Below are 18652 nucleotides of genomic sequence, written 5' to 3' on the forward strand. Positions count from 1 at the left end.
TGTCTCGAGGCATACGTTCGCGGCTTGGAATTAGAGCCCCTCCGTAACAGGCTGTTGAACGGCTCTCAGCCAAGCCGATTTTTGCTCAATCGTGCTATTCGATGCAAATTGCACAGTCGATTGTGTCAGATCCCAAAAATAAGCGCAGAGATATTTAGCCAAAAAATCTTCATGAATTCAAACCTGATTCTGCATTGAATAACACTGTGATTCTGACTGTTTTACTTGATTTGCTTTTGGGGTCGCAGGGAATAATTTCACTTTAAGATCGAGGCAGGGAACTCGCCTGAGGCTTCCGAATCAGACAAGAATCCGCGCTCGAGCGAGGGAATTACATGGCCATTGACCAAAACGACATTCGTAACTCGGCGAGCTACTCGACGGTAAGGAAATCAGCGAGCGAAGGGCGGGCGCAAAACAAACGTACGGCGTTTTTGTGTCACAGCCACCTTGACGCCGAACTCGCCAAAGGATTGCAGGGCTTCCTCCACAGAAATGGATGGGAGGTCTACATCGACTGGGAAGACGGGACGATGCCGGAGCGACCGGATCGCCGAACAGCGGAAAAAATCCAGGCGAAGATCCGCGACCTGGAGATGTTCTTCTTCCTCGCGACCCAGAATTCCATGGGAAGCCGTTGGTGTCCGTGGGAGATCGGGTATGCGGACGGGGTCAAAAGTCTGAATCGCATCCTTGTCATTCCCACACGCGACGGTCGCGGCGTTACGCACGGCAATGAGTATCTGGAGCTCTACCGACATCTCGATGAAGCCTCGACTGGCGGGATTGGGAGCTTCGACGCGGCGGGGAAGGGGATCCACCTTTACGGCAATCAGACGCTCTGAGTAGGAAAATAGCCAGTGTCGCGTAGAACGTTCTTTTCCTACCACTATTTATCCGACGTCTGGCGTGCGTGGAATGTTCGCAATTCATGGGTGGCGAAGCCTGACCATGTCGACGTCGGATTTTTCGATAAAAGCGTGTTCGAGGCCTCCAAACGCGAAAATGACGACACGCTTAAGGCCTTTCTCCGTAGGGGACTCGAGAATACATCGGTGACTTGCGTCCTAACTGGAGCGGAGACTTGGCGGAGGCGCTGGGTGCGCTATGAGATCGCACGCAGCATCATCAAGGGCAACGGCTTGCTGACGGTCTACATCCATGGCGTCAAGGACAGGAGCGGATACACATCTACCAAGGGGTACGATCCACTCGCGCAGATGGGTGTCTACCGGAGCGGTGGTTCCATCTATCTCGCCGAGTGGAAAGGCGGAAAGTGGGTGTCTTATTCCGACTATAGACGTGCCATCCCAGAGAGTGACTTGTGGTTCGCTGCTCCCAAGACGGACGGCGTCGTCCAGATCTCGATTCACTGTATGGCCTATGACTACACGCAGCAGCGCGGACATCAGAACATAGGCGGATGGATTGAAACCGCAGCGGGGCTCGCAGGTCGATGAGTTTCTACGAGCTAGCAATACTTGGATCGCCGACCGAGAAAGAACGCATCGTGCTCGCGGCCACGATAGGAGAAATGATCGCCGATTTTGGCTTATCGGTCGGGACGGAAGTTCTGCTTCACGACGGCCAATCCGTTCGGAAGCGAGATTCGCGGAACGCTTTTGCGGCCGTTTATTTCGGCGGTGCCAAAGAGTTCGATGTCGATGTTGCAAACGAACTCAAAGACGCAAGCTTACCGATCATCCCTACGGTCGATCACTTGGGCGATTTTGGTGCCACAATCCCGCCCTCGCTGCAGTTCGCGAACGGGCTAAGGCGCCGGTCCGACGATCCGGCTCTGACGGAGCTTTCAGGAGCTGCCTTGGAATGCGTCGGCCTTCTGCGCGCGCAGCGCCGGGTATTTGTCAGCTACAGACGAACGGAGTCCCGAGCTGCGGCGTTGCAGCTTCATGACCTCCTCAACTCTCGAGGGTTCGACGTCTTCCTCGACACGCATGATATACGTCCTGGTGAACCTTTTCAGGATGTGCTGTGGCATCGGCTGGTCGACTCCGACGTTGTCGTTATGCTTGATACTCCCAGCTACTTCGCGAGCCGATGGACGCGGCAGGAGATTGGTCGTGCTCGGGCCAAGGAGATCCAAGTTATTCGTGTGATCTGGCCGGAACATACGCCGAGTCGTCTGATGGATATGGCTGAGACGGTATATCTCGATCCTGAAGAACTCCTCGGTCCTGATGGACCGATCGTAGATACAACGGCAGATTCGATCGTGCTCCGCGTGGAGCGACTCCGAAGCATGAGCATCGCCGCGCGGTACATGTCTATCACAGGCAAGCTCAGGGCGGACGTCGAGAAAATCGGCGGCGCGGTCGAAGCTGTGGGCGCCCACCGGGCAATTGCTGTGCGGCTGCTGAACGATCGCCTTATCTGGGCTTATCCGATCGTTGGTATCCCATCGGCCGAGACCTTGAACGACGTCGCCACGAAGGCAAAGAAGGCCGAACAGGGTGGGGTGCCCGTACTTGTTTACGATCACATCGGAATTCGCGATAGTTGGATTGCGCATCTCGCGTGGTTGGACGACCAGATTAAGGCAGTGAAGACGATACGGGTGTCCGAGGCAGGATGGGCCTTGGCAGGTATGGACGACTAATGGCTGACGCGATCTTCTTATCGGCGGGGGTTCCCGATCCGCGGCGTGGCCCAGAATTCGCGGCGACAGCAGATACCGTTGCCATAACCGCCGCGGTGTCCGCTCTCGCATACGTGGCGCTGGGGCGCAGGCGCCTTATCTGGGGCGGCCATCCGGCGATTACTCCAATGATCTTTGTCATGTCCGAGGGGATGAGCATCAACTACGCGGAGTGGGTGACGCTTTATCAGTCCGAGTTTTTCAAGGACGAGTTCCCTGAAGACAACAAGCGCTTCCGGAATGTCGTTTTCACGGAGAGGCTCAATGATGATCGTGAGGCGAGTTTGAGGCTCATGCGGCAACGCATGTTCGAGGAGCACGAGTTCAGCGCGGCGGTCTTCATCGGTGGCATGGGCGGAATCGTCGCGGAATACGAGATGTTCAGGCAACTTCAGCCGCATGCGAAAGTCATCCCGGTGACCTCTACCGGAGGAGCATCCCTCGACGTAGCCGCCAGGCTAGGCAAGGTGCCGTCTGACTTCCAGGACCAACGCGATTACGTCGCGCTGTTCCACGAGCACCTCGACATTTCCGTGAGAGAGGAGCGCTTCAGAGTTCCTGGAGATCAACCGGCGGTCGTCGAGGAGCGGTTCTGGCGACCTACGAACTAGATGTGAATGGCCGCTTACGCCAACCATGATCGAAAAGCTGCCACACCGCTCTCGGCCAATACAAGTCATTCGCTCGTGCCTTCGCGATGACATTTCTTGGCGCCCCCAATCTTCCAAGCTGCTACGTTCACTGCATCGCACGGGCGCGTATATTGGGTATCTTCAATATTCTGAAACGTCACGCCATCCTGCTTCCGTTTAACAAAACTCGGAGGCTGCGCCCATGACACCGACGAAGCTCCTTGTCGGTCAGATAGTCATTGTGTTCGCCATCGTCATTCTCGGCGTATGGACAGCGACTCAATGGTGCGCCCAAACTTTAGATTATCAGCCGCAACTCGGGCTCCCATGGTTTGTCGCAGCCGGATGGCCGATCTACAAGCCGTGGCAACTGTTCGAGTGGTGGTTCCATTTCGACGCATACGCGCCCGAGGTCTTCGACACGGCCGGGATGCTTGCGGCCACCACAGGCTTCATGGGCTGCGCGGCCGCCATCGCTGGCTCCCTCTGGCGTGCGCGGCAGCGCGGCCTAGTCACCACTTATGGCTCGTCGCGATGGGCCGTGTCTTGGGAGATCGAGAAGGCAGGGCTGTTTCGACCAGCCGGTGTTTTCCTTGGCAAGCTGAAGGACCGCTATCTTCGCCATGACGGGCCGGAGCACGTAATGGCCTTTGCTCCCACGCGCTCGGGCAAGGGTGTTGGACTGGTTGTTCCGACGCTTCTTTCCTGGACCGGCTCGGCCGTCATTCACGACATCAAAGGCGAGAACTGGCAGCTGACCGCCGGCTGGCGGTCGAAGTTCTCGTACTGTTTTTTGTTCAATCCGACCGATCCGAGGTCAGCACGCTACAACCCGCTACTTGAGGTGCGCAAAGACGTGAACGAGGTCCGCGATGTCCAGAACATCGCTGATGTCTTGGTGGATCCGGAAGGTGCGCTCGAGCGGCGCAATCATTGGGAGAAGACCAGTCACTCACTCTTGGTCGGCGCCATCTTGCACGTGCTCTATGCCGAAGAGGAAAAGACGCTCGCCCGCGTCGCCACCTTCCTGTCGGATCCGCAACGCTCCTTTGTCGCGACGCTGCAGCGGATGATGACGACCAATCACCTCGGCACGGCGGACAAGCCCCAGGTCCATCCGGTCGTGGCCTCCGCAGCGCGCGAGGTGCTGAACAAGTCGGAAAATGAGCGTTCTGGCGTGCTCTCGACCGCGATGTCGTTTCTCGGGCTCTATCGTGATCCGACAGTGGCCGCGGCAACATCGACCTGCGACTGGCGCATTGCGGACCTGATGGATGCCGAGCGGCCGATGTCGCTCTATCTGGTCGTGCCGCCGTCGGACATCTCGCGCACCAAGCCGCTGGTGAGACTGGTGCTCAATCAAATCGGCCGCAGGCTGACTGAGCGCCTGGAGGGTGACCCGAAGAAGAGCCGCAGGCATCAACTCCTCATGATGCTCGACGAATTCCCGGCGCTCGGACGCCTCGATTTCTTCGAGACCGCGCTTGCCTTCATGGCAGGCTACTGCATCCGCGCCTATCTGATCGCTCAATCCTTGAACCAGATCTCCAAGGCCTATGGCGAGAACAACGCCATTCTCGACAATTGCCATGTGCGGATTTCCTTTTCTTCCAATGACGAGCGCACGGCCAAACGCATCTCGGACGCGCTCGGTACAGCGACGGAACTCAGAACCATGCGTAACTATGCCGGCCATCGGCTGGCACCCTGGCTTTCGCACGTCATGGTGAGCCGCCAGGAAACTGCGCGACCGCTGTTGACACCAGGCGAGGTGATGCAATTGCCGCCTTCGGACGAGCTGGTGCTGATATCAGGATTGCCGCCGATCCGTGCGAACAAGCTCCGCTACTACGAGGACCAGAATTTCACCGAACGGGTGCTGCCGGCGCCGGTGTTGCGCGACGGTCTGTACGCGGACTGTCCTGCGTCGCGCCCCGACGATTGGAGCGGACTAGTCCGCAGTGTTGACCGCCGTCTCGCTGCAGATGACGAAAACGCCGGCGCGGCAATCGAAGAAGACGGCGGCGTGCAACAGCAGCGTCATCCCGGCCTGCCTGAAGACCACGTCGTCGTCTCTCAGGAGCCTGATCAAGACGACCTCTTCAATCTGGCGGACGATGACGCCGAGGCACTCGCAGACAAGCGCGTCATGGACCGGGTTTCCACCGCAGCCAGCGCCTACGGTATCAACGAGGGAAGGGGCGACGAAAAGGACATCATCCCCGGCTTCTAAGCGCTTTCGCAGCTCAGGCGTATCTCAGCGTAGATAACGCCCATAAGCGATTTTTCAGATATCGGCGATGTTCGTTCCCGCCGCCGGCGCAGCCGCGCCGGCCAGTCGGAACGAGCCCCATGAAGCCCCATCGCATTCGCCACCAGTTTCTGCTCGAACCCGCGTTAAGCGAGAAGCTGGAAACGCTCAGCCGCAACCCGTCGACCACAAAATCGGCGATCGTTGCGAAAGCGGTCGAGGCCTTCATCGAGCGGCGTGGCGAGAACGAACTCGACAATCGTTATGGCAGGCGTCTCGACCGTCTTTCCCGCGACCTCGACCATATCCGAACCGATGTCGAGGTGATCCTGGAGAGCCTCGCACTCTTCATACGCTTTTCGATTACGCTTCATTCCCACACGCCGGTCCCGGATCGGGCGACACAGGCGATTGCCCAAGAGCGCTTTGACAAATTCGTCGAGCAGGTCGGTCGCCAGATCGCCTCCGGGAAGCGCTCGCTTGGCAACGGCAATGGCAATGGAGGCGAAGGATGAGCTCTCATCCCGCAGCCGACCACCGCCGCCGCGCCATGCTGCGCACAGCCATGGGCCACGCGATCACCGAGGCCCTTGCCGATCCGACCGTCATCGAGGTGATGGTCAACCCCGACGGCGCGCTGCGGCTCGACCGGTTGGGAGAAGGCCGGGTCGATACCGGCGTGCATATGCATCCTTCCGAGGCCGAACGCATCGTCCGCCTCGTTGCCTCTCACGTGCGCGCCGAGGCGCATGCGGACAACCCAATCGTCAGTGCCGAACTACCCTCAGGCGAGCGTTTCGAGGGCCTGTTGCCGCCAATCGTCTTGGCGCCATGCTTTGCGATCCGCAAGCCGGCAGCTAAACTCTACACGCTGGCCAACTATGTCGCCGATCGCATCATGCTCCCGCTGCAGGCTGATGCCCTGAGGAAGGCGGTACGCGAGCGGCGCAACATCCTGGTCGCCGGCGGCACATCATCGGGCAAAACGACCCTTGCCAATGCTCTTCTGGCAGAAGTCGCCGAATGCGATGAGCGGGTGATCCTCATTGAGGACACCCGCGAGCTGCAATGCGCGGCCAAGGACTGTGTTGCGCTGAGGACGAGGCGGGGCTCCGTCACACTTGCCGATCTCGTACGCTCGACCCTACGGCTGAGGCCCGACCGCATCATCGTCGGCGAAGTCAGAGGCGCGGAAGCGCTCGACATGCTGAAGGCGTGGAACACCGGTCACCCCGGCGGCATCACCACGGTCCACGCCAGTTCGGCGCGCTCGGCCCTCTACCGGATCGAGCAGCTCGCCCAGGAAGCGGTCGTCACCGTTCCCCGCCGGCTGATCGCCGATGCTGTCAACCTGATTGTCTTCATCGCCGGACGCGGATCGTCGCGCCGCATAGACGCGATTGCCGAGGTCACAGGCCTCGACGGCAGTGGCGACTACGCCGTTGGCCAGCTCACTCTTCCGCAACTCCAGCAGCTTTGAAAGGTCATCTCATGCGCAAGAAAACTTGCTTTCTTTCGTCCGCCGCCGTCGCGCTTCTTCTCACGGCCCAGGCTCACGCTGCCGGCTCCGGCATGCCCTGGGAACAGCCGCTTCAGCAGATCCTGGAATCGGTGCAGGGGCCGGTGGCCAAGATCGTTGCCGTGATCATCATCATAACCACTGGCCTTACCCTTGCGTTCGGCGACACGGCCGGCGGTTTCCGCCGGCTGATCCAGATCGTCTTTGGCCTGTCGATTGCCTTCGCGGCCTCGAGCTTCTTTCTCTCCTTCTTCTCCTTTGGTGGCGGGGCGCTCGTCTGATGGCCATGGGAGAGAAGCATATCCAAGGCTTCGAGGTGCCCGTCCACCGGGCGCTGACTGAGCCGATCCTGCTCGGTGGCGCGCCGCGGGCGGTGGCGATCCTTAACGGCACCGCGGCCGCCGCAATCGGCCTTGGCCTGCAGCAGTGGATTGGCGGTCTAGTGCTCTGGATCGCCGGCCACACGCTCGCGGTCTTTGCCGCACGGCGCGACCCGGACTTTGCCAGCGTACTTGTCCGTCATCTTCGTCAGAAGGGCTGGCTTGCATGCTGAAGCTTTCCGAATACCGCGGCAAAGCCGACCGGCTTGCCGACCATCTGCCCTGGGCAGCACTCGTCGCGCCCGGCATCGTGCTCAACAAGGATGGCAGCTTCCAACGGACATTGCGGTTTCGTGGCCCCGACCTTGAAAGCGCGACGGAGGCCGAACTTATCGGCATATGCGCGCGGGCAAACAATGCGCTGAGAAGGCTCGGCTCTGGCTGGGCGCTGTTCTTCGAGGCCGAGCGCATCGAAGCGCTGGGCTATCCGAGCTCGGCCCTTCCCGATGCTGCCTCATGGCTGATCGATGAGGAACGGCGCGCGGCCTTCGAGGGCAAGGTCGCGCATTTCGAGAGCATCTATCATCTGACCTTGGTCTTCATGCCAGGGCCCGATGGCCAAGCGCGCGCGGAAAGTGCTCTCGTCGACTCGCATCACTTGGGAGGGGAAAGAGACTGGCGCCAGGAGCTTGCCCGGTTCCGAGACGAGACTGACCGCGTTCTCGATCTTCTTTCGGGCTTCGTGCCCGAGGTGCGCGCGCTCGACGATGCCGAGACCCTGACGTACCTGCACGGCACGATCTCGACCCGCCGTCATCCCGTTGCCGTGCCTGAAACGCCAATGTATCTCGACGGCGTCCTGGTTGACGCGCCGCTGACCGGCGGCCTAGAGCCGATGCTGGGCGAACAGCATCTGCGCACGCTGACAGTTCTCGGCTTTCCGAACGTCACCCGGCCAGGAATCCTTGATGCGCTCAATAACCAGGATTTCGCCTATCGCTGGGTGACGCGCTTCATTCCACTCGACAAGGCGGAAGCCACGAAGACGCTGACTCGGCTCCGCCGGCAGTGGTTTGCCAAGCGCAAATCGATCGCGGCTATTCTGCGCGAGGTGGTGACCAACGAACCGGTGCCTCTCGTCGACAGCGACGCCGACAACAAGGCGCTCGATGCCGATGCAGCACTGCAGGCATTGGGCGGCGATCATGTCGGCTTCGGCTATCTCACCACAACGGTGACGGTGTGGGATCAGAACCGTAAAGCCGCCGCGGAAAAGCTTCGCGCCGTCGAGCGGATCGTCAACGGGCTCGGCTTCACCACCATTCGCGAAAGCATCAATGCCGTCGAAGCGTGGCTTGGTTCATTGCCGGGTCATGTCTACGCCAACGTTCGCCAGCCGCTCGTTCACACGCTTAACCTTGCCCATCTCATGCCGCTGTCGTCCGTGTGGGCAGGTCCAGCGGAGAACGAGCACCTTGCCGAGGTCACCGGCGATTACGCTCCGCCGCTTCTTTTCGCCGAAACCAGCGGCTCGACGCCGTTTCGGCTTTCGACCCATATCGGCGATGTCGGCCACATGCTGATTGTCGGGCCGACCGGTGCCGGCAAGTCGGTTCTGCTTGCCCTGATCGCTTTGCAGTTCCGGCGCTACGTTGGCGCGCAAATCTATGTCTTCGACAAAGGCAATTCGGCCCGCGCCGCCGCGCTTGCCATGGGCGGCGACCACCATGCGTTGGGTGCGAATGGTGGGCTTGCTTTCCAGCCGCTGCGCCACATCGACGACCCGGCCACACAGAGCTGGGCGGCCGAATGGATCGCCGGCCTCATTGCCCACGAGAATGTCACCGTCACCCCGGAGGTGAAGGAGGCAATCTGGTCGGCGCTCACCAGCCTCGCCACCGCGCCGGCGCAGGAACGCACGCTGACTGGCCTGTCGGTCCTGCTTCAGTCCAATGCGCTCAAATCGGCGTTGATGCCCTACACGCTCGACGGTCCATTCGGCCGCCTGCTCGATGCCGATGACGACCGGCTGGCCATCTCGGATGTGCAGTGTTTCGAAACCCAGGAGCTGATGCACAGCCAAGGCGCTGTGCTGCCTGTGCTTACCTATCTGTTCCATCGTCTTGAGGACCGGTTTGACGGGCGGCCGACGCTGCTCATGCTCGACGAGGCCTGGGTCTATCTCGACAACCCGCTCTTTGCCGCCCGCATCCGCGAATGGCTTAAGGTGCTGCGTAAGAAAAACGTCTCCGTCATCTTCGCGACGCAGTCGCTTGCCGACATCGCCGGCTCTTCTATCGCACCCGCAATCGTCGAGAGCTGCCCGCAGCGCATTTTTCTCCCCAATGATCGTGCGGTGGAGCCGCAGGCACGGGCAGCCTATGAGCGCTTCGGTCTTAATGAGCGACAGATCGAATTGGTCGCCCGCGCCACGCCGAAGCGCCACTACTATCTGCAGTCGCGCCGCGGCAATCGCCTCTTCGAGCTCGGGCTAGGCCCGATCGCTCTTGCGCTTTGCGGCGCCTCCGACCCGGCCGCCCAGAACCTGATCGACAATATTCTTTCCGAAGAAGGGCAGGGCAGCTTTGCCGCCCGTTTCTTCAGTGCGCGCGACCTGGATTGGGCTGCCGAGCTTCTCCAGCAATTTCCCCAACCTAACAAGGAGCAATCGTCATGATCGGACGCCGCCTTTTTACTAGCCTGGTCACCGTTTCCCTGATCGCCAAACCGATGGCTGACTACGTCCAGCCGGCCTATGCGCTAATCGTGTTTGACCCGTCCAACTATACGCAGAATGTGCTGTCGGCAGCACGCGCATTGGAGCAGATCAACAACCAAATCCAGTCGCTTCAGAACCAGGCGACCATGCTGCAGAACATGGCGCGCAACCTTCAGCGCCTGGATTTCTCTTCCGTGGGCCAGCTTACCGGCTCGCTCCAACGGATTGACGGGCTGATGACCCAGGCGAGCGGCCTGAGCTTCGATCTCGACAAGCTGCAGGACCAGTGGCGCCAGCAATATCCGGAAAGCTACGACGCCACCATCAAGGTCAGCGATGTGGCGAGCGCCGCGCGCGAGCGCTGGCAGAGCGCCATGCAGGCGTTCCGCCAGACCATGAGCGCGCAGTCGCAGATCGTCGAGAACGTGCAGGCCGATGGCGACCTGCTTACCGATCTCGTCAATCGCAGTCAGGGCGCGGCAGGTGCCCTCGAGGCAAGCCAGGCTACCAATCAGCTGATCGCGCTTTCGACCAAGCAGCAGATGCAGATCCAGACGCTGCTTGCGACCCAGTTCCGGGCCGAGGCCGAGGATGCGGCGCGCAAGGCGCAGTCTGAGGAAGCCGCTCGCGAGACGACGAAGCGTTTCCTGGGCACCGGCACGGCTTATCCCGGCAACTGAGCGGCAGTTCTTCAAGACAACGAGGAAGGCGGCGACATGAACGACCTCGGAGTCATCGATCGCTTCATGGAGACCTTTACCCGCTACATTGACAGTGGGTTCGGTCTGCTTTCGGGCGACGTCGCCTTTCTCAGCACCATTCTGATCGGCATTGACATCACGCTCGCGGGCTTGGTCTGGGCGTTCGGCGGCGAGCCCAACATACTTGGCCGGCTTGTTCGCAAAGTGCTCTATGTCGGCGCCTTCGCCTTCGTCCTGAACAATTTCAAGAACCTCGCCGACATAATTTACCGCTCCTTTGCCGGTCTCGGCATCAACGCATCGGCCGGCAACCTGTCCGCCGACAGTCTCCTGCGGCCAGGCCGCATTGCCGCGGCCGGCTTCGAGGGCGCCTGGCCGCTCCTCAATCAAGCGAGCCAGCTTGTAGGCTTCCCCGAGATCTTCGGTAACGCGCTCACCATCTTCGTGCTGCTTCTGGCCTGGTTCCTGGTCCTCATCGCATTCTTCATTCTTTCCATCCAGCTCTTCATCACCATCCTCGAGTTCAAGCTCACCACGCTGGCCGGCTTCGTCCTGGTGCCCTTCGCGCTCTGGAACCGCTCGGCGTTTCTGGCCGAGCGCGTGCTCGGCAATGTGATTTCGTCGGGCATCAAGGTGATGGTGCTTGCCGTCATCGTCGGCATCGGCTCCACGCTCTTTGGCGAGTTCGCTTCCGCCCTGCAGGGCCAGGAGCCGGACCTGGCGGCGGCCATGTCTCAGGTGCTGGGTGCGCTGGCGCTGCTTGGGCTCGGCATTTTCGGCCCCGGGATTGCCTCGGGCATTGTTTCCGGCGCGCCGCAGCTTGGCGCCGGCGCGGCACTTGGAACAACGGCGGCCGCAGCTGGATCAACGCTCGTTTCCGGAGGCGCTGCGTTTGCCGGCGCGCGCATGGCAACAGGCGGCGGCCTCGCCGCAGTCCGTGCCGGCGCCGCCGTGGGGTCCGCTGCCACCGTCGCTTGGCAGACGGGGCGCGCGACATCGCCCGAGTCCGGGCTGTCCGGGGTAGCTGCTGGGCTGCAGGGGGTTGCGAGTGCCGCTAGCGGCGCCGCGATGCGGGGAATGCGATCCGCAGCAGAACCATTCCGCCGTAGTGCCGACGCCGGTCGCGATGCCGGCTGGACCGCGACCGGCGGCATGCCGACCAGCTCGATGAGCGGAAGCTCTCCAGTTATAGCTCCCGCGGCCGCGCCTGCCTGGGCAAGGCGTCTGCGTTCCGAACAGACCGCACGCGCCCATCGCAATGCTGCCACGCAGGCGGTGCGCGATGGAGATCGGGGCGGAAGCGGCGCCAATCCCTCCCTCAATGACAAGGAAGACTAGATGCTCTTCAAGCGACCCGTTCAGCGCTATGGAAAGACGCCCGAACCCGTAACACCCTACCAGAAGGCCAGCCAACTCTGGGATGAGCGCATCGGCGCGGCGCGCGTGCAGGCCAAGAACTGGCGCTTCATGGCCTTTGGCTGCCTGGCTCTGACGACGGGGCTTTCCGGTGGGCTTCTGTGGCAGTCGATGCAGGGCCGCGTCGTGCCTTATGTCGTCGAGGTCGACCGCTTTGGCGAGGCGCACGCGGTCGCGCCGGCAGTCCAAAACTACCAGCCCGACGATGCCCAGATCGCCTGGCATCTCAGCCGCTTCATCCAGAATGTTCGTTCGGTTTCCACCGATGCGGTTCTGGTGCGGCAGAATTGGCTGTCGGCCTACGACTTTGCCACCGACCGAGCGGCGCTCTTCCTCAACGAATATGCCAAGGCGAACGACCCTTTCGGCCAAATCGGCACGCGCAGCGTATCAGTGCAGGTGACCAGCGTGGTCAGGGCTTCCGACAGCTCGTTCCAGGTCAAATGGACCGAGCAGGTGTTCGAGCGCGGCAGCCTCGCCAGCACGACGCGCTGGATTGGGATTCTCACCATCCTCATCCGCCCGCCTAGGACAACCGAGCAGCTGCGCAAGAACCCGCTCGGCGTCTTCATCAACGCCATCGACTGGTCGCGCGAGCTCGACAGCGCCGCGCCAACCCCCCTTTCCCCTAAGGAGCCCGCCAATGACAAATAGACCCCCATTGCTTCGTGCTGCCTTGATCCTGTCGGCGTCTGCTGCGGTTCTTTCGGCCTGTGCCTCGAAGCCAGTGCCGCCGCCTCAGATTTCCTATGACCACGAGGACTTCAAACCAGCCGCGATCGAGAAGGCGCCGGAGAAGCCGGTCAAGGTCGTGGAAGTGCCGAAACCGTTACCGTTGCCTGGTCAGTTGATGCCCGCACCCGGCAAGCCCGCCCCAGATAAGCGCTCGCCGGAAGAACAGGTCGCCGATGCCAACAAGGCGGCGACGCAACAACCCACCAAGTTTGGCTATGTCAATGCGGTGCAGGTTTACCCCTTTGCCGACGGCGCGCTCTACCAGCTCTACGCCGCGCCGGAGCGCGTCACCGATATCTCATTGCAGCGGGGCGAGAAGCTGACCTCGGTCTCAGCCGGCGATACGGTCCGTTGGGTGATCGGTGACACCGTTAGTGGCTCAGGCGATGACCAGCGCACTCATGTGCTGGTGAAGCCATTCGCGCCGGGGCTTGCCACCAATCTGGTCATCACGACGGACAGGCGATCCTATCACCTGCAGCTTCAAAGCACTGAGAAAACTGCCATGGCGGCGCTCTCCTGGATTTACAGCGAAGACCAACTCGTGGCGCTTCGGCGGCGCAACGCTCAGGCCGAGGCTGAAATGCCCGCGGCCTCGAACGTAGCACTCGAAAACATCCGCTTCCGCTATTCGATCACCGGCGACACGCCGCCGTGGAGACCGACCCGCGCCTTCGATGATGGCAGCAAGGTCTACATAGAGTTCCCGAAGCGCATCGATCAGGGCGAGGCGCCACCGCTCTTCATCGTCGGTGCTGACGGGGACAACCAGCTCGTCAACTATCGGATGCACGGCAACTACTACATCGTCGATCGCCTCTTTGCTGCGGCCGAGCTAAGGCTGGGCACCAAACAGCAGCAGGTGGTGCGCATTACGAGAACCGACGGTCGGCAACCTCCGCGGCGGGTTTCGCTGTTTTCGCGTTTTGGCAGGTGAGGGGAGGCTCATGACCGATACTTCCCATCCGAATGCTCCGCCGAAGCTCAATCCCGAACAGCTGCAGCTGCGAGCCTCGCCCCGCCGAGCGGTGCGGTTCAGGCGCGGCATAATCGTCGCGATCGCTGCTGTTGGTTCCGGCGCCGTTTTTGGCGTCACGATGATGGCGCTGCAGGGGCCTGCGTTGCGCCTGAAGCAGCAGGCCGAAGAGCTTTACAGCACCGACCGCAAGCCGACCGCCGAGGGACTTGAATCGCTGCCCAAGGACTATTCCGGGATTAAGCCAAAGGCTCCGGTGCTTGGACCGCCGCTGCCCGGGGATCTCGGCCGTCCTATTCTCGAGCACCAGCGCCAGCTTGGCATCGCGCCCGGGCAAGACGTTTCCGCCGAGGCGCAGCGGCTTGCACAACAAGCCATTGAAGCGCGCGAGTCGCAAGTCCTCTTCCGCATCGAAAACCGGCCCCAGCAGACGGAAGCTTTTGGCAATGGGCGGGGCGGACGTTCACCTTTCGAGACGGCGCCTCAGCAGCCAGATACCGAAGGCACGCGAGCTTCCGTCGCCCCGGCCGAGGGCGACCAGAACAACCAACAGCGCAAGCTCGATTTTATCGATCAACGGAACACCAGCGGGATCTACAATCCGCATGCGCGGCAGACGCCGGCCTCGCCCTATCAGATCATGGCCGGCAGCGTGATTGCGGCAAGCCTGATCACCGGCATCAATTCCGACTTGCCCGGCCTCGTCGTCGCGCAGGTTACCGAGAATGTGCGCGACAGCGTCACCGGCAGCATCCTGCTCATCCCGCAGGGCTCACGGCTGATCGGCACCTACGATAGCGTTGTAGCCTTTGGCCAAAGGCGCGCTCTGTTGGTGTGGCAACGCATTGTGATGCCGGACGGCTCATCGATCGAAATCGACAATCTGCCCGTGACCGACGCGGCCGGCTATGCCGGGCTCGAGGACAAGGTGGATTTCCATACTTGGCAGCTGATCAAGGGCATCGCCGTGGCCACATTGCTGGGGGTTGGTACCGAGTTGACCTTTGGGGAAAACGAAAGCGACTTGGTCAAGGCGATTCGTGAATCCACCCAGCAGAACGTCAGTCAAGCCGGCCAACGGATCACTGAAAAGAACCTGAACGTCCAACCCACGATCACCGTCCGCCCTGGTTGGCCGTTGCGCGTCATCGTGCACAAGGACCTCGTGTTGCGGCCATACACGGGGTGAACAGGAGGACTTCATGGCTAACCTGAAACTCGGAAAACTTCCGGACCGGACACCTTCGAAGATCACCATCACCGTTGCCGCCGACTTGAGCCAAGCACTCAACGACTATGCCGCACTTTACCGTGAGACCTATGGCGAGTCCGAAACGGTGGCGGAACTGATCCCCTTTATGCTGGTCGGGTTCCTGGAAGGCGACCGGGCGTTTGCCAAGGCCAGAAAGGAAGGTCTGCCGGGCGCCGGCGCGTCTGAGAAACCAGGAAGGCAATCATCTTCCACACTGGACAAAGGTTAGCGCTTGGTGTCGTTTTGGAGCAGCTAGGTTCTTGATCCTGACCGCGTTGCCGCCGGTCCCAGCGAGCGTTTCGCACAATTTGAGATCAGGCTTTCGCTTTACGCTTTAGGAAGGTTTCTTGGCCGGAGCAGCCTTCCTTCCCAAACCTAACGATTTTGCCAGCGCTGATCGGGCGGCCGAATAGTTCGGAGCGACCATGGGATAGTCCTTCGCCAGGCACCTTATCTCGGTGTCCACGAAACCGGCAGCAGGCCAATCCGGCTTGCCGAGCGCCTGGAGCGTGCCGATCGTACGCGCGAGGCGAAAGCAAACCTCGCCAACGACCTGAAGCGATTGCAGGATAGTCGCGAGATCCTCGATGCTGAAATTTCGGCCATGAGCGCAGCAAGAACGAGGTCCTGAGCGTCTTTGGCGTATCCACCTTATCCGAAGTCGTGCAACGAGACGAACTCCTGCGCGACAGGGATCGTCTGCGCGCTACGGTCGCCGAACTCGAGGAACAGGTGTCGGCCGAGCTCGCGGTGGAAGGGTTCGAGCAGGCGCGTTCGATATTGGATGTTCTCGATCTGAATAGCCTGGCCATCGAGAAGGCTGAAGGCGAGCAACGGCTTCGGGATCTTGTCGAAGCGATACAGCAACAACTCATTCGGCAGACGCGAGCGGCCGACAAGCTGGACGATATCGGCGGCGACAGCGCTGTTGCCCGCATAGATGCCGAACGACGCACAGTCCTTCTGGAGATCCAAGAAAAGGCCATCCGCTACATCGAGCTGAAATTGGGCGTCATGGCCGCCGGGAACGCTCTGCGCGTCTATCGGGAGCGCCATCGATCCGGAATGATGGCGCGGGCATCCGACGCTTTCGCGCTTATGACGCGTGGCCAGTACTCAGGCCCGACAACCCAACCGGTCAAGGGTGGCGAAGTGCTCATCGCATTACAGCGCGACGGGCAGTCCAAGGTCGCGGACGGGCTGTCGAAGGGCGCGCGTTTTCAGCTTTATCTGGCCCTGCGGCTTGCAGGATATTACGAGTTCGCACAGTTTCGGCCCTCCGTGCCCTTCATTGCCGACGACATCATGGAAACCTTCGACCATTTCCGGTCAGAGGAGGTTTTCCGGTTGTTTGGAGAGATGGCGAGTGCCGGTCAGGTAATCTACCTCACGCATCATCAGCACCTGTGCGAGATCGCCAAGACTGTTGTGCCTGGCGTAGCGATTCATAATCTCGGATGAGATTATACTTGCGTTGCTGACATACCGTGCCGTTCGATGTTTTACCTTAGCTAGGCTCAGGACCTATTAAATCGCTTGCGGGGATATCGATCGGTTGATTCATTGGCGGCGTAAGGAGACGCTGTCATGGGTGATTTGATCTGGCTGTCGGAAGCGCAGATGCGCCGCATCGAGCCATATTTTCCGCTGTCCCACGGGGTACCTCGTGTCGATGATCGTCGGATCATCAGTGGGATCATCTTCGTGATCAGGAACGGCTTGCGGTGGCGCGACGCGCCTGCGGCGTACGGCCCACCAAAAACGATCTACAATCGCTTCATTCGCTGGAGCAGGCTGGGCGTTTTCAACAAGATTTTCGCGGCGCTTGCGGCGAAGGGTGGGAAGCCAGACCATCTGATGATCGATGCGACCCACCTGAAAGCCCACCGGACGGCAGCAAGTCTGCTCAAAAAGGGGCTGTTCCCCGACGTATCGGACGTACCAAAGGCGGCCTGAACTCGAAGCTACATGCCGTCTGCGACGGCAAAGGCAGACCGCTGGTGATGCTGCTAAGCGAGGGGCAGATGAGCGACTACAAAGGCGCGGCCCTCATGATCGACGCTTTGCCCAGGGCCAAGGCATTGCTCGCAGACAGGGGGTATGACGCCGACTGGTTCCGCACCGCTCTCTCAGAGCGCAAGATCACCGCCTGCATCCCGTCAAAGGTCAACCGAAAGGTGCCGATCCCGCACGACGTCGCACTCTATCGCCAGCGCCACAAGATTGAGAACATGTTCGGCAGGCTCAAGGATTGGAGGCGCATCCACACCCGCTATGACCGCTGTGCACACACCTTCATGTCTGCCATCTGCATCGCAGCCACCGTCATTTTTTGGCTCAATCAATGAGTCCTGAGCCTAGTCTAATCGACATTCCAAGCGCCGGCCTTCGCGTCCGCTTTGCGCCAGAGAACGAACCCGCTCGCGGGAGGGGCGCGGGCTTTGGGGTGTGTGCTTCGTCGGCAGCGTCGGTGAGGCTTTGATCGATCAGGGGTGACGGACGGCCATCGGCCTCCGAGCATGAAGTGTCAACCTTCAGCTTGAGAGGAGCATCCGATGACCGTCCCTACGCATCCATCCAGCAGCGCGCTTCGCGAGCGCATGATCGAAGACATGTCCATGCGCGGCCTCACCGAGGATACGCGCCGTGACTATATCCGTTGCGTGAAGGCGTTTGCAGCCTTCATCGGGCGCTCGCCCGACACGGCAACGACTGAGGATCTTCGCCGTTTCCAACTGCACCAGACGCAAGCCGGCATGCGGCCGCCCGGCATCAACAGCTCGGTCTCGGCGCTGCGCTTCTTCTTCACCGTGACGCTCGACCGGCCCGATCTTTCCCGCCGTCTCACGATCATCCACGAGCCGCGCAAGCTGCCGCTGGTGCTGAGCGTCGAGGAGGTGGCGCGGCTGCTCGAAGCCGCACCGGGTCCGAAGTACAAGGCCGCCCTCGGCACCGCCTACGGCGCCGGGTTGCGGGTCTCGGAGATCGTGGCGCTCAAGGTGACCGATATCGACTCGACGCGCATGCTGATCCGCGTCGAGCAGGGCAAGGGGGCAAGGACCGCCACGCCATGCTGTCGCCGCAACTGCTCGGCCTGCTGCGCACCTGGTGGCGCGAGGGCAAACGCCGCGGCGTGATGCTGCCGCGGGGCTGGCTGTTTCCGGGCCGCAACCCGATCCGCCGCTCTCCACGCGGCAGATGAACCGCGCCGTTCATGCGGCACCCGAGGCCGCCGAGATCAAGAAGCGGGTGACGCCGCACACGCTGAGACATTCCTTTGCCACACATCTGCTGGAGCAGGACGTCGACATCCGCGTCATCCAGGTCCTGCTCGGACATGCCCGGCTCAATACCACCGCGCTCTATGCGCACGTGGCCACCAAGACGATCCACACCGTGATAAGCCCGCTCGACCGGATCACGCTGCAGGCAGAGACAGACGAGGAGACGAGACCGGACGGCTGACGCGGCGGCG

General features: G+C 61.1%; 18 protein-coding genes and 2 pseudogenes. 19 read left to right on the plus strand and 1 reads right to left on the minus strand.

The features are described 5' to 3' along the window. Positions 1-335: 335 nt before the first annotated feature. The 16 genes from NKJ06_RS03055 (at position 336) to NKJ06_RS03130 (ending at position 15406) form a co-directional block, all read left to right on the plus strand. Complete coding sequence (locus NKJ06_RS03055; protein ID WP_352809040.1) at positions 336-845, plus strand: toll/interleukin-1 receptor domain-containing protein; 510 nt, start codon at positions 336-338, stop codon at positions 843-845. Between the two features lie 15 nt (positions 846-860). Then, a complete protein-coding gene (locus NKJ06_RS03060; protein WP_352809043.1) occupies positions 861-1460 on the plus strand; it encodes a TIR domain-containing protein in 600 nt (199 codons plus the stop codon). Then, positions 1457-2617 (plus strand): Thoeris type III anti-phage system protein ThcB4, encoded by a 1161-nt coding sequence (gene thcB4 / locus NKJ06_RS03065; protein ID WP_352809046.1) that lies wholly within the window; start codon positions 1457-1459, stop codon positions 2615-2617. Before NKJ06_RS03060 ends, thcB4 begins: the two co-directional genes overlap by 4 nt. After that, entirely contained in the window at positions 2617-3267 is a 651-nt protein-coding gene (thcA, locus tag NKJ06_RS03070; RefSeq protein ID WP_352809048.1) for a Thoeris type III anti-phage system protein ThcA, read from the plus strand. Before thcB4 ends, thcA begins: the two co-directional genes overlap by 1 nt. A gap of 223 nt (positions 3268-3490) precedes the next feature. Further along, a complete protein-coding gene (locus tag NKJ06_RS03075) occupies positions 3491-5521 on the plus strand; it encodes a conjugal transfer protein TraG (protein WP_352809051.1) in 2031 nt (676 codons plus the stop codon). Positions 5522-5640: 119 nt separating this feature from the next. Further along, positions 5641-6054, plus strand: coding sequence for a hypothetical protein (locus NKJ06_RS03080; RefSeq protein ID WP_023711820.1), 414 nt, complete (start codon positions 5641-5643; stop codon positions 6052-6054). Next, a complete protein-coding gene (gene trbB, locus NKJ06_RS03085) occupies positions 6051-7019 on the plus strand; it encodes a P-type conjugative transfer ATPase TrbB (RefSeq protein WP_352609757.1) in 969 nt (322 codons plus the stop codon). Before NKJ06_RS03080 ends, trbB begins: the two co-directional genes overlap by 4 nt. An 11-nt stretch (positions 7020-7030) precedes the next feature. Further along, complete coding sequence (locus NKJ06_RS03090; RefSeq protein WP_352809054.1) at positions 7031-7339, plus strand: TrbC/VirB2 family type IV secretion system protein; 309 nt, start codon at positions 7031-7033, stop codon at positions 7337-7339. Continuing rightward, positions 7339-7611, plus strand: coding sequence for a VirB3 family type IV secretion system protein (locus tag NKJ06_RS03095; RefSeq protein WP_023735761.1), 273 nt, complete (start codon positions 7339-7341; stop codon positions 7609-7611). Before NKJ06_RS03090 ends, NKJ06_RS03095 begins: the two co-directional genes overlap by 1 nt. Beyond that, a complete protein-coding gene (gene trbE, locus NKJ06_RS03100) occupies positions 7605-10055 on the plus strand; it encodes a conjugal transfer protein TrbE (RefSeq protein ID WP_352809057.1) in 2451 nt (816 codons plus the stop codon). The genes NKJ06_RS03095 and trbE overlap by 7 nt, the downstream gene beginning before the upstream one ends. Next, the gene (trbJ, locus tag NKJ06_RS03105) at positions 10052-10777 is read left to right on the plus strand and encodes a P-type conjugative transfer protein TrbJ (protein WP_023669263.1); all 726 of its coding nucleotides are present in this window, start codon (positions 10052-10054) and stop codon (positions 10775-10777) included. Before trbE ends, trbJ begins: the two co-directional genes overlap by 4 nt. A gap of 36 nt (positions 10778-10813) precedes the next feature. Next, the gene (trbL, locus tag NKJ06_RS03110) at positions 10814-12136 is read left to right on the plus strand and encodes a P-type conjugative transfer protein TrbL (RefSeq protein WP_352794726.1); all 1323 of its coding nucleotides are present in this window, start codon (positions 10814-10816) and stop codon (positions 12134-12136) included. After that, the gene (gene trbF / locus NKJ06_RS03115; protein WP_023772758.1) at positions 12137-12868 is read left to right on the plus strand and encodes a conjugal transfer protein TrbF; all 732 of its coding nucleotides are present in this window, start codon (positions 12137-12139) and stop codon (positions 12866-12868) included. It begins immediately after the preceding gene. Next, positions 12858-13886, plus strand: coding sequence for a P-type conjugative transfer protein TrbG (trbG, locus tag NKJ06_RS03120; protein ID WP_352809060.1), 1029 nt, complete (start codon positions 12858-12860; stop codon positions 13884-13886). Before trbF ends, trbG begins: the two co-directional genes overlap by 11 nt. A gap of 10 nt (positions 13887-13896) precedes the next feature. Further along, positions 13897-15114, plus strand: a complete 1218-nt coding sequence (locus NKJ06_RS03125) for a TraB/TrbI/VirB10 family type IV secretion system protein (protein WP_352794728.1) — start codon at positions 13897-13899, stop codon at positions 15112-15114. Positions 15115-15127: 13 nt separating this feature from the next. Next, the gene (locus NKJ06_RS03130) at positions 15128-15406 is read left to right on the plus strand and encodes a DUF2274 domain-containing protein (protein WP_352794729.1); all 279 of its coding nucleotides are present in this window, start codon (positions 15128-15130) and stop codon (positions 15404-15406) included. 105 nt (positions 15407-15511) lie between these two features. Here NKJ06_RS03130 and NKJ06_RS03135 read toward each other — a convergent pair. Then, positions 15512-15622: pseudogene (locus tag NKJ06_RS03135) on the minus strand (MucR family transcriptional regulator); the annotation flags it as partial. A 287-nt stretch (positions 15623-15909) separates the two neighbouring features. On the opposite strand from NKJ06_RS03135, the gene NKJ06_RS03140 reads away from it, so the two are divergent. The 3 genes and pseudogenes from NKJ06_RS03140 to NKJ06_RS03150 all read left to right on the plus strand — a co-directional run bounded on the left by NKJ06_RS03140 (position 15910) and on the right by NKJ06_RS03150 (position 18642). Further along, positions 15910-16638 carry an ATP-binding protein gene (locus NKJ06_RS03140; protein ID WP_352809062.1) on the plus strand — a complete coding sequence of 243 codons (729 nt, stop codon included), beginning with the start codon at positions 15910-15912 and terminating at the stop codon, positions 16636-16638. Between the two features lie 126 nt (positions 16639-16764). Beyond that, positions 16765-17525 (plus strand): IS5 family transposase gene (locus NKJ06_RS03145; RefSeq protein WP_352809064.1). Its coding sequence is split into 2 segments (ribosomal slippage): positions 16765-17098 and positions 17098-17525, totalling 762 coding nucleotides; the frame shifts between segments, so codons are not numbered across the junction. Positions 17526-17732: 207 nt separating this feature from the next. Further along, positions 17733-18642: pseudogene (locus tag NKJ06_RS03150) on the plus strand (tyrosine-type recombinase/integrase). Positions 18643-18652 lie beyond the last annotated feature (10 nt).

This window comes from Mesorhizobium sp. M0293 (genome assembly GCF_040321735.1).
Lineage (GTDB): Bacteria > Pseudomonadota > Alphaproteobacteria > Rhizobiales > Rhizobiaceae > Mesorhizobium.

What these genes read in the sequence shown, in the direction of transcription:
- thcB4 (WP_352809046.1), top strand. Translation starts at nt 1,457, where the DNA reads ATGAGTTTCTACGAGCTAGCAATACTTGGATCGCCGACCGAGAAAGAA.
- NKJ06_RS03125 (WP_352794728.1), top strand. Translation starts at nt 13,897, where the DNA reads ATGACCGATACTTCCCATCCGAATGCTCCGCCGAAGCTCAATCCCGAA.
- NKJ06_RS03080 (WP_023711820.1), top strand. Translation starts at nt 5,641, where the DNA reads ATGAAGCCCCATCGCATTCGCCACCAGTTTCTGCTCGAACCCGCGTTA.
- trbL (WP_352794726.1), top strand. Translation starts at nt 10,814, where the DNA reads ATGAACGACCTCGGAGTCATCGATCGCTTCATGGAGACCTTTACCCGC.
- NKJ06_RS03075 (WP_352809051.1), top strand. Translation starts at nt 3,491, where the DNA reads ATGACACCGACGAAGCTCCTTGTCGGTCAGATAGTCATTGTGTTCGCC.
- NKJ06_RS03055 (WP_352809040.1), top strand. Translation starts at nt 336, where the DNA reads ATGGCCATTGACCAAAACGACATTCGTAACTCGGCGAGCTACTCGACG.
- NKJ06_RS03090 (WP_352809054.1), top strand. Translation starts at nt 7,031, where the DNA reads ATGCGCAAGAAAACTTGCTTTCTTTCGTCCGCCGCCGTCGCGCTTCTT.
- NKJ06_RS03095 (WP_023735761.1), top strand. Translation starts at nt 7,339, where the DNA reads ATGGCCATGGGAGAGAAGCATATCCAAGGCTTCGAGGTGCCCGTCCAC.
- NKJ06_RS03130 (WP_352794729.1), top strand. Translation starts at nt 15,128, where the DNA reads ATGGCTAACCTGAAACTCGGAAAACTTCCGGACCGGACACCTTCGAAG.
- trbE (WP_352809057.1), top strand. Translation starts at nt 7,605, where the DNA reads ATGCTGAAGCTTTCCGAATACCGCGGCAAAGCCGACCGGCTTGCCGAC.
- trbJ (WP_023669263.1), top strand. Translation starts at nt 10,052, where the DNA reads ATGATCGGACGCCGCCTTTTTACTAGCCTGGTCACCGTTTCCCTGATC.
- thcA (WP_352809048.1), top strand. Translation starts at nt 2,617, where the DNA reads ATGGCTGACGCGATCTTCTTATCGGCGGGGGTTCCCGATCCGCGGCGT.
- trbF (WP_023772758.1), top strand. Translation starts at nt 12,137, where the DNA reads ATGCTCTTCAAGCGACCCGTTCAGCGCTATGGAAAGACGCCCGAACCC.
- trbG (WP_352809060.1), top strand. Translation starts at nt 12,858, where the DNA reads ATGACAAATAGACCCCCATTGCTTCGTGCTGCCTTGATCCTGTCGGCG.
- trbB (WP_352609757.1), top strand. Translation starts at nt 6,051, where the DNA reads ATGAGCTCTCATCCCGCAGCCGACCACCGCCGCCGCGCCATGCTGCGC.